This is a genomic window from Tersicoccus phoenicis (assembly GCF_001968835.1).
GTDB classification, from domain to species: Bacteria; Actinomycetota; Actinomycetes; order Actinomycetales; family Micrococcaceae; genus Tersicoccus; species Tersicoccus phoenicis.
Map to the genome: position 1 here is coordinate 13397 of NZ_MRDE01000081.1, position 12474 is coordinate 25870.

Sequence of the window (12474 nt, forward strand, 5' to 3'; positions counted from 1 at the left end):
GAGGAACGATCATGAGCAACGATCAGAAGAAGCCCGACCAGGAGCTGGTCAAGTCCATGCGCCAGGAGCTGGCGAAGGGCGGGGACAAGGCGGTGGAGCGCCGCTACGGTCCCGAGGCGAAGGGCAGCGCCGAGTACGCCGAGGCGCAGCGTCAGCGCAGGCAGGCGCAGGCGCGTGCCCGGTCGCAGCACCAGCGGGCGGCGGAGCAGCAGCGCGGTCCGGCTCAGGGCCAGCACGCAAAGGCTCAGGCCGACAAGGACACCAGCGGCAAGCAGCAGCGGCAGTCCGAGCGCGAGCGGGTGATCGAGGCCCGTAAGCAGCAGGAGCGCGAGCGCGATGCGTCCCTGAGTCGCTGATCCCGCGCAAGAGAAGACCCCCGGAGCCGAGGCTTCCGGGGGTCTTCTGCTGCGTAGAATGAGCAGATGGTCACCTACTCGCCTGACACGGTTGCACTCGACGACATTCTTCTCGACCCAAATAACTTTCGGTTCCGAGGTCCAGGAACAGCCATCGAGGTCGCTGAATCTCGTTTCGCCGAGAAGTCTGTCCAGGAGGCCGCGCTTGAGCGGATCGTGAGCGATGGTGTCACTGAAGTGAAGCGTTCTATTGCTGAGAACGGCTTCGTTCCAGTGGAGCGCATCGTCGTTCGTCCTCTGAAAATCGAATCGAGTTCCGAAGCAGGCAAATCAGGTGACAGTGCCACCGGGTCGAGCCACTACGTAGTAGTAGAGGGAAACCGTCGTACGGCGGCCTTGAAGTTGCTCAGGAAAGAGCACACAAGCGGCGCTGCGTTGAAGTCTTCGGTGTCTGACGTGTTCGATGCGGTGCCTGTTCTTCTTGCTTCGGACGCATCCGACGAAGACCTTCTCGCGATTATGGGTATCAGGCACGTTGGTGGTCCGAAAGAGTGGGGCGGTTACCAAAGCGCTCTCCTGGTGTACGAACTCATGGAAGATAGCGGCATCGACGCTCGGCAGGTCGCCTCCAGGCTTGGGTTGACTGTCCAAGAAGTAAATCGCAGGCATCGCGCCTTCTCGGCCCTGACTCAGATGGCCAATGATCCGGAGTACGGCGAGCTTGTCACTCCTGACTTTTATGCAATCTTCCACGAAGTGGTGGGGCAACCCAAGCTACGCGAGTGGCTGGGATGGGATAACTCAAAATACGAGCTGACGGAAGCCAACAACCGAGAGCAAATGTATTTCTGGCTGACCGGCGATGCGGACACGCCGAAGAAGATAACTGGTTATGGTGACATCCGAGATCTGAAACTCATCATCGAGAACCCCGATGCTCTGTCAGCAATGCAGGATGACGACCAAAGCCTGGCCGATGCGCTAGCGATCGTTAAGTCAGAAGCAAAAGCGACGAAGTGGCTGCCGAACGCGAAAGCCGCCCTCGCCTCTCTCCGCGACATGAGCCTGGAAACGATGGAGAACCTTGATGATGACGGTGTGCAAATCTTGACATCACTTAAGGAAAAGTCCAGCTCCGTGCTTCGGGCAGTGAGCGCTGCAAGAAGAACGGATGAGGACGCGGTCTCCGACTGATGGCTATCGGGGCGGAAGATCTCACGCGACTGCTCGTCGAACATCTGACCCCCGGTGCGCATCCTCAAGATTTGCACCATTGCTTGGCGGAGTTGGCACAGGCGAACGGTTATGGCGACAGCATCAACCATGCGCTAGAGCTTGTAGAAGCGCTTGTGCCCGAAGTTCAGGACAGACTGGACACGATGCGGAATGCTGCGATTCAGAACGGCACCACGTGGAACATCGAGCTCTTCGGCTCTGGAAAAGAGTGGGTCCGGGGGGCGTCCTTCGATGATCCGGGACTTCCGGCCGAGGACAGAACGGCGCGCTCCCGGAGGGCTTTCGCCAACGAGGCGAAAGCAGCCTTACTAGGGCTTACGTATCGTGACTTCGAGTTCGCGTGTGCCACAGTTCTGAGGTTGCTTGGCTGCCAGGACCCTCGAACCACGAGACAGAGCAACGATGGAGGGATCGACTTCCACGGGAGGCTAGAGCTAAGAGGAAGGCTTGACTCTCCGTTCCCATACGGAGGACTTGATGACCGTGCGAAAGTCTGGCTGATCGGACAGGCGAAGCACTACCCCACTTCAAACTTGGCACCGGCAGTGGTCCGGGAGATGGTTGGAACCGCCGAGCTGGCTCGTACTGGCGGCGCGCTTCAAGAATGGCCAGGCCTCCGCTTGCGCCCCTTCGACGCGTCCCTCATCCTGATCTTCACAACTGGCGGTTTTAGCGTCGGAGCGAAGGCACTGCTCGAACGGTCCGGCATGCTCTCGATGGACGGGGATCAATTGACGACATTCCTCTGTGACGCTGGAATCGGCATACAGAATGAGGACAGCGTCTTCGACGCCTCCCTGTTCCGTGAGCAGCTTGTCGATACGGCAAAGTTGCACGCCTGAGCTACCCACGAGAGCAAACCTAGCGGCAACCTTCGCTGAGGGTCTTCGTATACGTTCAAGCCGCCTTGGGGCGAGCCTTGAACCTGACCTGGGAGATGTCGACGAGGTTCACCAGCAAACCAGCGTCGGAGAAGGTGTCCGCGGCCGCGCCGGGGCGCTTGCCGCGCAGCAGCCGTCCCTCGTCCATCGACTTCGGCAGCAGGTCAGTGGCGTGCAGGGTGTCGGCCTTCTCGGACTGTTGGGACTGTCGCCCGAGGTGGTCGGTAGTGGTCTTGTGGCGTTCGCTCTGCCCGTACCACCACGCCGCTCGTTCGAGCATGTCCTTCTCGGGTGCGCCGACGAGGCACAGGACTGCGGGGAACACCTCGCGCAGCTCGTCCATGCCCTCCTTGCCGTAACGCTTGGCGAACTGCGACGTGGCCTGCACCGCGCAGAGCAGGTGGATGCCCATCGCGCGGGACTCGGTGACGACGGTCGGCAGCTTCGGCCAGGGCATCGTGTTGCACAGCTCGTCGACGACCATGAGCAGCCTGGGCAGCCTGGTCTTCTCGGTCTGGTTGGCGCGCCACCGCTTGGAGATGAAGTCGACCGCCGAGACGGCGGCACCGGCTGCGACGCCGGTCGCCGGGGCGACCATGAACAGCGTGGCCTTCGGGTGGGCCAGCATGTCCGGGGTGAAGGCCCGCGACGTGCCGTCACCGGCGACGGTGGAGCGCAGCCACGGGGCGACGGCGGACTTCATGGTCACCATGATCGAGTCGCGCATCTTCGCGTCGAGCAGTGCTGCGCTTTTCAGCTCCGATTCGAGCATCGGTGACAGATCTTCCAGGATGCCGATCGCGTTGATCCAGCTCGGCTGCTCGGTGTCGTCCTCGTCGTCCGGGCTCAGGCGGCCGACGGCGGCTCGGGTCCAGGTGATGCCGCGCTGGCCGGTCGCGCGCAGCAGCGCGGCCAGCGGAGCGAGGGAGACGTTCTCCCAGAACGGATCACCGCTGCCGCCGCCCTTGGTGTTTCCGCCACCGGCTCCGGCGGCACCGGACTGCATGAGGATGCTCGCGAGGTCCATCGCGTCGTCGTCGGTGCGGATGAGCGCGGTTGGGTCGACGACGACCTTCTCGACCCCGGGTGGCAGAACATCGTCGGGCACCTCGCCCGAGAGGTCCAGGACGTACGTGTGTCGACCACCGGCCCACTCGTGCCGCTGCTCCAGGCAGAGGTCGATGAGGTCGGGCTTCGAGGAGACGGCGACGACCGGTCCCTGCCACATGAGGATGCCCGGACCGAGGACACGCCTGGACTTGCCGACGCCGGAGGGCCCGCTCACAAGCAGGTGTGGCGCGGTCTCGGCGGGCTTGCCGTCGATGAAGCCTCCGAACGGGGTCGGCGGCGGGGTGTAGGTGGTGCTGCTGAAGAGAGCCACGGCTACTCCTTCTGGTGCGGTTCGTCCTTGTTGTGCCACCGGTTGGCGGTCGCGGTCTTGCCACCCTTGGATCTGCTCTCGCGGAAGCTTGCGGCCTCCTGCTCGATGACGGCTTCCAGCTCCTCATTACCGAGCTTGCCCAGGCCGTAGACCAGAAGTGCTCTGCCAAGCACGCCGTGCGGGATGTTCGCCTCCGCAGCGGCGACTCGTAGCCGTTGGGCCTGGTCGTCGGTCAGGGAGATGGCGAGCCTCGTCGCTGACATGTCGTGGGCCTCCTGGTAGCTCAATAGCACTAGATCGGGTGTTATACCCAAGCGTACGTCCACGGCACTTCACTCCTTTCGTAGCTTTGTAGCACATGCTATCGTGTTAGGCACGAGCTTCGATCGAAGGAGGACCCCATGGGTAAGTACGTTCTTGGCCTGATCGCTGTCCTGGTGCTGCTTGGCGGCACCTTCTTCCTCGGCTACACGGCAGGTATCAGCTCCGACGGTGGACGCGTCTGTCAGATGGACCCTCAGACCGGTCAGGCCACGGACAAGAGCGTGTGCATCGTCGACGGCGTGCGCTACGTCCCCGAGGACAGCCACACCGATGAGTGAGCACCGCTGGGAGCGGGAACGGGCGGCCTGGGTTCTCGCCCGTGCCGGGCACCGCCCGGGTGCTCGTCGTCGTGGCGAGAAGCTCGCCGTCGTTGCCCGGCGGAACGACCGCTACGAGGCAGGTGCCGGTGATGCCGGGTTCGCCGAGGTCACGACCAGACCGCTCCTGTACCGGGTGATCTTCCGTGAGGAGGGCGCAGCGAACACGGCGGGCTGGGCGTTGCTGGCCCTCATCGGCGTCATGGTCGTCGCGGTGCTCGCGGGACCAGCGCTGATCATCAGCCGGGCTGCGTACGGCACCTGGTGGGTGATGGTCCGCAAGTGGGGCCGCATGATGCCCGGTCCGTACCTGCTGATCGCTGCCGTGCTCGGCGCAGTGGCGTGGCTGGTGTTGTCGACGACGGGATTGGAGGGCGGCGTCCTCCTCGCGGCGCGATACGTCGCGTTCCAGGTGGTCGGAGGCGTCGCGTGGGCGGCATGGCTGGTCCGTGCGAACGGCTGGGCGGCCGTGGCACGCAAGCAGAAGCAGTCGAAGCAGCGCATCGCTCCGATCGTCGTCGAGACCGAGGCGCCGGCCGTGCCCGTCGAGGTTGACAACTCATCTCACCAGGAGCGCGACGACGAGCCGGTGGGCATTGCGCCGATCGTCATCGAAGTGGAGACCGAGGTCGGGCACGAGCCCGAGCACAAGGAAGGAGCCTGATCATGGCGAAGGGCAAGAGCAAGGGCGGCCAGGTCGTCGTCAACATCGAGCAGAACAACCGCATCTACCAGATCATCGCGACGCTGCTGCTGTGTGGCGCGATCGGCATGGTGGCGTACGCGCTGGCCAAGAACGGCTGGCTGGAGATCGCCGCGACCATGCTCACGATGTTCCTCGTGCAGCTGACCACGCTGCTGTTCAAGAACGGCATCATCGGGCTCCCCGAGAAGCAGGACGACTCGGCGTTCAAGGGCACGAAGGGTCTGCTGCGCACGATGGCCGCGGACTTCCGCGAGTGGCAGGCTCGGTCACCGATCTGGCGGCTTGCGGCCCTGGCGACTGGCTACACGCTCGCGTTCATGCTCGCCCGCTCGGGCATCAGCTGGGCGCTGACGGTCTTCACCAACGTGTGGATGGCAGGCGCAGCGGCGGCGTTCCTCGCCTCCCTGATCATCTTCCCCTCGCTGATCGGAAACGCAACGAAGTTCCTCGCGAGCAGGGCGACCGAGGGCAAGAAGCGCGAGCAGAGCATCGAAGACGAGGAGAAGGAGGTCATCACGAAGACCTTCGACCTGGACCAGGAGTAACCCCGGTCAGTTGCCGCGAAGGCGACCTACCGACGGAAGACCGGCACCGCCGGGTGGAGAGAGGAGACCAGCATGGCGAAGCAGACGAAGGCGCAGCGGATCGAGGAGAAGGTCGCAGGCGGCCTGTCGCACATCGAGGCGGAGATCGAGGTCGAGCAGGAGGACGCCGCTGCTCGGATCGCTCGGCTGCGGCAGCGGCAGGAGAAGGAGGACGCGAAGGTCCGCGAGATCGTCGTCGACCTCCTGGAGGAGGAGCACTCGGAGGTCTTCGAGCGCCTCCAGGCCAAGGCACGGGAGCGGCTGTCCGGTGAGGCGCAGCGTCGTCGGGAGCGCGCGAAGCGGGCGACTCGTTCGTCCGAGTCCACGCCGCCGAGCGGTGTGGCTGCCGAGAAGTCGACGTTCTCGGCCGGGGCGTGAGGCCGGTGGCCAGGAGGGGTCGAGGGGAGGGCGCAGCCCTCCCCCGCAAGCGCCTTTGAGGAAGACGAGCGCCAGCGATGTCTGACGAAAAGGTTGCTTGCACCTCATGTGTCTGGGTGATCAGGCAGGGCAGGCATTTGAAGCACGACGACGAAGGAGGAGGGATTCACATGGCAAGCAACATCCCAGACACGCGGCCGCCGAGTAAGGGTGAGCGACTCACCGTGCGGTTCAACGAAGGAGAACTCGCACGCGTGAGGCGGCGAGCCCTTGCGATGAGGGTCGCTCCGTCGGCACTGGTGCGTGCCTCCGTCCTCGATGTCGTCGAGGGCGGGGTCGTGCCGACGGCGATCGCGGCAGCGATCGCGGACACCGAAGGGGTCACTGCGCACTCTCCTGCTCTGCGAGAGCTGCGCGTCGAAGTGAACCGCATCGGCGTGAACTTCAACCAGCTGGTGCGCAAGGTGCACAGCGACGGTGCCGCAACGCTCGGCAGTCCGACGGCGTTGGCGGTGTTGGCTCAGCTGACGGACGTGCTGCGCCGCGTCGAGGACGAGCTGGGCGGGACGAGGCGGGCGGTATGAGCGTCACCAACTCCAAGCGCATCGCCAAGACCCGGCCCAAGGTCGAGTACGAGCTGTACGGGGCAAAGGGCACCGAGAAGTACCGGCGCAACAAGACCGAGGGCACCGACCGGGTGGCTGCACTGCGTGTCGACGCCGAGAGCCCCGAGGAGTTCGTCGAGCGCGCCGAGGCACTCGCGACGGCGCATAGCCGCCGGATCGAGGCGCGCTCCTTGATCCAGAGCTTCGAGAGCAGCGAGTTCGACCCGAACGACCCCGAGGCCGTGCAGACGGTCAACGACCTGGGCTACGAGTTCGCGAAGAAGCTGCACCCGAACAGTGACGTGCTGGTGATCACGCACGTCGACGGTGCGGGCGGCCACCCGCACAACCACATCACGGTCATCAACCACGACAACGTCACGGGCCGTGCGCTCCAGGGCAACAACATGCACTGGCACGTGGCGAAGCAGAACGACGAGCTGATGCGCGACTACGGGCTCCGCGTGGCCGAGCGCGGTTCACGCAACGTGGACCAGCGCTCGCTGTGGGAGCACCGCCGCGAGGGCGAGGCCGTCTCGGAGTTCGACCGCCAGCTCGGCGACCAGATTGAGGAGTCGCTGGCTGACCGTCGGTCAGTCGACCTCGCCAGCTACCGGCAGGTGCTGGCGGAGAAGGGCATCGAGCTGGACGAGAAGGTTCACACGATCAAGGCCAGCGCCGATGGCTCGACCCAGGACCACGAGTCGATCGGGTGGACCTACAAGGCCCTCGACACCACCGGCGAGAAGCCGAGGAAGCGGCGCAGGAAGGCGTCGTCGCTGTCCGAGGAGTTCACCCACGGGGGTGCACAGGAGATTTTCAAGTACAACCAGGAAAGGACGGTGCGACATGAGCGTCTGGGACAGGATCGAGCAGCAGGAGTTGGAGGAAGCGCGACACAGGCGGGACCAGTCGACGTCCGAGGGACCGAAGATCGAGTCGCTGACCAGCGCCCCATCGAACACGAGTCAGGACTCGACGGCGATGCCGCCAAGCGCAGGGGCACGCGCGACCGACGAGCAGCTTCCTCTGAGCAGGCAGGAAGTCATGAGCATGATCAACATGGCTCGCATCAGCGCGCAGCCCGCGCAGCAGCCCGACGCAGGCTCATTGACGCCATTCGAGAAGGAGATGCTCGCTTTGTTGGAGGAGAACGCGAAGCAGAACGAGGCCTTTCGCTCTGAGGTGCGCTCGGAGCTGAAGGCCCTCTCGGAAACTGTCCACGCCAACGGACGGGTGAGGCTTGACCCGGACAAGCTTGCCGTGAGTATCGCGCGGGCACTCGCGCCCCGATTGGTGGACAAGCTCGGCGCACAGATCGCCGCCAGTGAGAAGCGCATGACCGAAACGCTGTCATCGCTTGAGCGTCGGGTGGTCACCGTTGGAGACAACATGGTAGCCAAGGTGGAAGAGGTGTTCCAGAAGGCCACTTCGTGGTTTGAGAAGCTCGAGAAGATCGCCGCTCGGCTCAAGGGTGCACTGACCTGGGCGGGTATCGGGATGGTCTCCGTGACGTTGTTGCCGTATGTGTTTGCTGTGATGGTCGGGGGGATGGTCCTGGGCCTCGTCGGGCAGATGTTCGGCATCCCCGAGATCTTCGGGTGGGCCTGGGCGTCGTTCGTAGCGGCGGAGGCGTGGTGGTTGAAGCTGATCATCGCCGTCGCCACGGTCGGTAGCGCTCTTGGCACGTGCTGGGTCGTCTACTGGCTCGGCAACAAGGCCGCAAGGGGTCTGTCGCGGATGGTGACCTGAGTCTTCGGAGGAAAAGAGCAACCCCGCAGCCGGATGGCTGCGGGGTTGTTGCTCTTGTAGCTCGCCGGATCAGCCCTTGATCCATTTCCCAGAGCTGTCACGCATCCAATCACCGGTGTCCGTCGAGGCGACCGAGACACTGCCGTCGGCCATGACGGCGAGGTTTGCCGTCGCGAAGTCCTTGTAGACCTCGTACGAGTCCCCCAGGGAGTTGCGGGTCCCGGGGTAGCTGAAGCCGAGCGTGATGTCGGCGTCGTCGTCCTGCGGTGAGGATGCGCAGTCGGCGACCTGAACGATCTGCGAACCGTCGTCGGCGGCGTAGATCCCTTCCTCGGGGTTCGTCTCATCGAGTTCGTCGAGCGTAGCGATCTCGCCCCGGTACAGCGTGGCGTGGGCGATCTTCTGCCCGTCGGTGTCGTCGCTCAGGTTCTTCACCTTGTTGTAGGAGTTCAGGAGCCCTTTCTTTGCGTCGTCAGAGACGAACTGGACGCTGATGTCCACGGCGCAGTACTCGGCGGTTTGCAACTTGTGGGACGAGACGGTGAAGCTCTCGACCACGACGCTGCTGGCTTCCTTGCCTGCCGCCTGCTTGAGGTCGTCAGGAAGGACCACGGTGAGCTGCTCACCCTTGCCCACGGGCTCCATGCCGTTGAGCGGGAAGTCGTAGACCGTGGCCGACTGCGCCTGCGAGGGCTTGCCCTCGTTCGAGCCGGAACCGTTCGCGCCCTCTCCCGTGGGCGAGGACGAGCAGCCGGCCAGCATCAGCGCCGTGACGGCCGCTGCTGTGGTGAGGGCGGTGGGCAGGGTCTTGCGGCGTGGCATACGGGCTCTCTTTCTCGTCTCTGGTCTGGTGTTCCCCTCGAACGGGCACAGATCTACCGGGTATCAGAATACCCTGGTATAGAGCAGGAATCAGGCTGACTGTTGAAAGAGTGCCTAAGGATGAACGCCCCGATGCGGAGCGAGTCGACCTCCCAGTCCTCGCGCGCCCCCTCCAGGAGTACGTGGGACGCAACCTGCGCGCCTACCGCAATCACAAGGGCATGACGCAAGAGACGGCAGCCGAGCTGCTCGGCTTCGACGTCCGCTATCTCAGGCGCATCGAGACCGGTCAGATGAACCTCCAGCTCCAGACGATCGACCACATCGCCCGGACGCTGGAGGTCGACCCGCTGGAGTTCCTCACCGGCGGCCCCTGGGACGAGGACCCCGTCACGGGTCAGAGCTGATCCCCAGCTCCTCGTCGCTGTCGTAGTACCTGAGCAGGTCGCGCTGTTCGCGGATCAACTCGACCGTCGCCCGGTGCAGCGCCAGCAGGTCGTGCAGGCGCGCCTCCTCGTCAGTGAGTTCAGGACAGCCGCGCCACCAGCTGAACGCCAGGGCATGGCTGCTCGCGTTGGACTCTGCACTCATGCTTCTCCCCTCCGTCGGGCTCGGATAGCGCGCATATCGACCACGACCGCGATCGACAGCGGTCCGTGCTCCGGGCAGTAGTAGACCCGGCTCACGCTCATGTCCTCTGCCATGACGAGCACGCGGTTGGCGATTCTGGGCATGTCGCACTGCACGCACAAGCGCAGCTCCCACTGGTCATCAGTCATCGGGGCATCTCCTTCCAGTCACAGGTTGCGGAAGACGAACACGCCGCCTCCCGGCGCGTCCTCGACGGTGTAGTCGAACGCGAGGTCACGGGTCCACGCGGCCCAGTCGAAGTACCGAGCAACGTCTTCGGGAACTCCCGACAGGAGGCCTGTACCGTCGGCCAGCTCCTCCGCGTACTCGCGGAACGACTCCCACTCGCCGCAATAGCGGTCCTCGAAGTCCGGGATGCTCGGCAGGTCACCCGTGCCCTCAGCCACGTAGTCACCGCTCCTCACCCACGCGCACAACGCCTCACGCTGGTGCTCCGGGACCGATGTCAGGGAGCTGCCCCATTCGGCCGCCTCGTGCGGGCTCATCTCGCCGCGCACAGGCAGGTTCTCATGGTCGAAGCACCACAGCTCCTCGCAACCGCCGCGGCTACCGCCCGCGCCCCGGTGCACGTCAGTCAGGGTGACCTCGTCCGCATCGACGGCGTCGAACCACTCGCCGACGAGGCGTCCGGAGTTGTAGCAGTGCAGGCAGCCGACCCACACTCGCGGCGTGCTGTCCAAGGTGTTCGTGTCCATGGATCTCCTCCTCGGTTCGAGGAGAGCGGCGAACGCGACAGGCAGTCAGGCTCTGATGAAATGACGCGCTTACGCCGCATCAACCGCTCTCAGAAGACCTCCCGGGTCCGCCCACGGCGGGCCCACGTTCACCCCAGGTACTCAGACGGCAGCGGTGCGACTCTGCCGCGCTACCTGGAAGGGAACTGCGCCTGGAAGTCGGGAGACAACATCACCTTCAACCCAACACGACGCGCGGTGGATGCGACTGCCTTATCGTCGGTGACGATCACCCATGTGCTGGGGAAGAGGGTCGCGTTCTCGTGCGCCTGCTCCTCCAGCGCGGATGCGATCATGACGGGGTCTGCCGCGCCCTTGTTCGCGTAGAGGTCAACCAGAGTGGTGTCGCCTGGGTCGACTGCCGACATGACCTCCTTCAAGCGCCGCAATACCGCTGCCGTCGTCGGCAACACCGCGTCTGCTACCGACTCCTCCACGTAGGCACGAGCCTCGTAGAGCACCTCGCTCGAAACACGACAGTTCTCACTGAAGAACTCGCTGGCACGTTGCGCGGGAGTGAGCTTCGAGAGGACGTTGTTGTCAACGAGATACCATCGTTCGTTCACGTGAGCGCGCTCCGAAACTCCGGGATGTCGGTGATCTTGATCTTGTTGGCGCAAGCGACCTGACAGAACTCTCTGGGAGTGAGTCGATCGCTGTCGAGGGCATCGAGCATGCGGACAGAGAACTCACGTCCGTTGTACTTGCGGACCGCGTTGACCGGTTTCGGACTCCGGGCTTCCCTCTTGGGACGCGAAGCGAACGCTTTCCCGAGCTCGGCGAGTAGATAGTTGGCAGTGTCTCTGTCGAGAATGTTGAGGTGAGCGGCTCGAACAACGATCGCGCTAGGCGTCACTTTGAACTTCTCGCCCACCTCGGTGATTTCATCCAGCGACGACAGCGACGCGGCGCGGAGCAAAGGGCTGGGCATCAGCATCTCAGCAACGATGCTGTATTCCTGTCGTGGAGTCGCCGTGATGGACCGCGCATCCATGGTGACTGGCATAAATACTCGTCGAGCCACGAGGACAGCGAGTAACGAAAGTGTGAAGACCTGACGCCCTGCGGGTTCTTCCGCTTCGCCGTGGGACCCTCCTGTCAGGAAGACGTACGGCACCTTGGCATCCTTGACGGTAAGCCCACTGAATTTAGCTTTGCTCAAAGTCTGGGGCATGAAACCGTTGACGCTACGGGAGACCAGGATGTGGGCAGCTTCGAGATGAGTGATCAGAAGTTCCACTGCCGCTTCCTTGGACCTCGCCGCGTGAATGGTGGCCGTCGTGAGCCCCAGGGCGGACAAGAGTGCGTGCGCGTCACGCTGGGGTGACCCCCTGGACTTCTTGAGCATCCCGACTATTGGATTGCGCCCCAATGACGGATCGAACTTCTTGACAAGTTCCTGCTTCCGCGTCAGGTCCTTCACGATAAGTTCGATGTCAGCCAGGTCGACGGCGGCTCGCGAGTTGAGTGAATAGGTCCCCTTCTTGACACCTTGGAGCAGCTTCTGGGTCTTGAGCTCGACCTGTGCTGCGGCGACAGGCTTCGGCGCGAAGAACAGCGGGTAGGGAATGTCGGCCTTACGCGCGAGTTTCAGGAGCTCGCTGAACGCAATTTCTCCGGTTTCCATTGCGGCCGTATAGCCCTTGTAACTGCGGACCGACGAGTTGTCGAAGAGTAACTCGAACACCTCGACATCGATGTCGATGGTCTCGCCGCCGAGCGTAATGACCATAGGCATAGAGACCTC

19 protein-coding genes are annotated in these 12474 nt (G+C 63.8%); 11 read left to right on the forward strand and 8 right to left on the reverse strand.

Going from position 1 to position 12474, the window contains the following annotated elements; all coding sequences use genetic code 11:
• Positions 1-11 precede the first annotated feature (11 nt).
• From BKD30_RS14270 to BKD30_RS14280, 3 genes are all read left to right on the forward strand, one after another.
• Complete coding sequence (locus BKD30_RS14270; RefSeq protein WP_076705659.1) at positions 12-356, forward strand: hypothetical protein; 345 nt, start codon at positions 12-14, stop codon at positions 354-356.
• Between the two features lie 66 nt (positions 357-422).
• Positions 423-1550 carry a ParB/Srx family N-terminal domain-containing protein gene (locus BKD30_RS14275; RefSeq protein ID WP_143588213.1) on the forward strand — a complete coding sequence of 376 codons (1128 nt, stop codon included), beginning with the start codon at positions 423-425 and terminating at the stop codon, positions 1548-1550.
• A gap of 92 nt (positions 1551-1642) precedes the next feature.
• Entirely contained in the window at positions 1643-2434 is a 792-nt protein-coding gene (locus BKD30_RS14280) for a restriction endonuclease (RefSeq protein ID WP_159440586.1), read from the forward strand.
• 55 nt (positions 2435-2489) lie between these two features.
• On the opposite strand, the gene BKD30_RS14285 is transcribed toward BKD30_RS14280, so the two are convergent.
• Both BKD30_RS14285 and BKD30_RS14290 read right to left on the reverse strand, forming a co-directional pair.
• On the reverse strand, positions 2490-3854 hold the full coding sequence (locus BKD30_RS14285) for a type IV secretory system conjugative DNA transfer family protein (RefSeq protein ID WP_076705663.1): 1365 nt from the start codon (positions 3852-3854) through the stop codon (positions 2490-2492).
• 2 nt (positions 3855-3856) lie between these two features.
• The gene (locus BKD30_RS14290; protein ID WP_076705665.1) at positions 3857-4117 is read right to left on the reverse strand and encodes a hypothetical protein; all 261 of its coding nucleotides are present in this window, start codon (positions 4115-4117) and stop codon (positions 3857-3859) included.
• 138 nt (positions 4118-4255) lie between these two features.
• Between BKD30_RS14290 and BKD30_RS14295 the strand changes: the two genes are divergently transcribed.
• The 7 genes from BKD30_RS14295 (at position 4256) to BKD30_RS14325 (ending at position 8520) form a co-directional block, all read left to right on the forward strand.
• Complete coding sequence (locus BKD30_RS14295) at positions 4256-4456, forward strand: hypothetical protein (RefSeq protein WP_076705667.1); 201 nt, start codon at positions 4256-4258, stop codon at positions 4454-4456.
• On the forward strand, positions 4449-5159 hold the full coding sequence (locus BKD30_RS14300) for a hypothetical protein (RefSeq protein WP_076705668.1): 711 nt from the start codon (positions 4449-4451) through the stop codon (positions 5157-5159). Before BKD30_RS14295 ends, BKD30_RS14300 begins: the two co-directional genes overlap by 8 nt.
• Before the next feature lie 2 nt (positions 5160-5161).
• The gene (locus tag BKD30_RS14305) at positions 5162-5746 is read left to right on the forward strand and encodes a hypothetical protein (protein WP_076705671.1); all 585 of its coding nucleotides are present in this window, start codon (positions 5162-5164) and stop codon (positions 5744-5746) included.
• A 72-nt stretch (positions 5747-5818) separates the two neighbouring features.
• Positions 5819-6163: a hypothetical protein gene (locus tag BKD30_RS14310; protein WP_076705673.1), complete on the forward strand. Its 345-nt coding sequence runs from the start codon at positions 5819-5821 to the stop codon at positions 6161-6163.
• Between the two features lie 77 nt (positions 6164-6240).
• Positions 6241-6747, forward strand: coding sequence for a MobC family plasmid mobilization relaxosome protein (locus tag BKD30_RS14315; RefSeq protein ID WP_218189315.1), 507 nt, complete (start codon positions 6241-6243; stop codon positions 6745-6747).
• On the forward strand, positions 6744-7952 hold the full coding sequence (locus tag BKD30_RS14320; RefSeq protein WP_076705677.1) for a relaxase/mobilization nuclease domain-containing protein: 1209 nt from the start codon (positions 6744-6746) through the stop codon (positions 7950-7952). The genes BKD30_RS14315 and BKD30_RS14320 overlap by 4 nt, the downstream gene beginning before the upstream one ends.
• Positions 7909-8520 carry a hypothetical protein gene (locus tag BKD30_RS14325; RefSeq protein WP_218189316.1) on the forward strand — a complete coding sequence of 204 codons (612 nt, stop codon included), beginning with the start codon at positions 7909-7911 and terminating at the stop codon, positions 8518-8520. Before BKD30_RS14320 ends, BKD30_RS14325 begins: the two co-directional genes overlap by 44 nt.
• A 69-nt stretch (positions 8521-8589) precedes the next feature.
• On the opposite strand, the gene BKD30_RS14330 is transcribed toward BKD30_RS14325, so the two are convergent.
• The gene (locus tag BKD30_RS14330) at positions 8590-9342 is read right to left on the reverse strand and encodes a hypothetical protein (protein WP_076705681.1); all 753 of its coding nucleotides are present in this window, start codon (positions 9340-9342) and stop codon (positions 8590-8592) included.
• Positions 9343-9524: 182 nt separating this feature from the next.
• Here BKD30_RS14330 and BKD30_RS14335 point away from each other — a divergent pair, with 182 nt between their 5' ends.
• A complete protein-coding gene (locus BKD30_RS14335) occupies positions 9525-9749 on the forward strand; it encodes a helix-turn-helix domain-containing protein (RefSeq protein WP_083956561.1) in 225 nt (74 codons plus the stop codon).
• On the opposite strand, the gene BKD30_RS14340 is transcribed toward BKD30_RS14335, so the two are convergent.
• From BKD30_RS14340 to BKD30_RS14360, 5 genes are all read right to left on the reverse strand, one after another.
• Positions 9733-9933: a hypothetical protein gene (locus BKD30_RS14340; protein WP_076705684.1), complete on the reverse strand. Its 201-nt coding sequence runs from the start codon at positions 9931-9933 to the stop codon at positions 9733-9735. The two genes, BKD30_RS14335 and BKD30_RS14340, sit on opposite strands and share 17 nt — an antisense overlap.
• On the reverse strand, positions 9930-10121 hold the full coding sequence (locus BKD30_RS14345) for a hypothetical protein (RefSeq protein ID WP_076705686.1): 192 nt from the start codon (positions 10119-10121) through the stop codon (positions 9930-9932). The genes BKD30_RS14340 and BKD30_RS14345 overlap by 4 nt, the downstream gene beginning before the upstream one ends.
• A gap of 18 nt (positions 10122-10139) precedes the next feature.
• Positions 10140-10688, reverse strand: a complete 549-nt coding sequence (locus BKD30_RS14350) for an antirestriction protein ArdA (RefSeq protein WP_076705688.1) — start codon at positions 10686-10688, stop codon at positions 10140-10142.
• Positions 10689-10858: 170 nt separating this feature from the next.
• Positions 10859-11293, reverse strand: a complete 435-nt coding sequence (locus BKD30_RS14355; RefSeq protein WP_076705690.1) for a hypothetical protein — start codon at positions 11291-11293, stop codon at positions 10859-10861.
• Positions 11290-12465: a hypothetical protein gene (locus BKD30_RS14360; RefSeq protein ID WP_076705692.1), complete on the reverse strand. Its 1176-nt coding sequence runs from the start codon at positions 12463-12465 to the stop codon at positions 11290-11292. The genes BKD30_RS14355 and BKD30_RS14360 overlap by 4 nt, the downstream gene beginning before the upstream one ends.
• Positions 12466-12474: the final 9 nt, after the last annotated feature.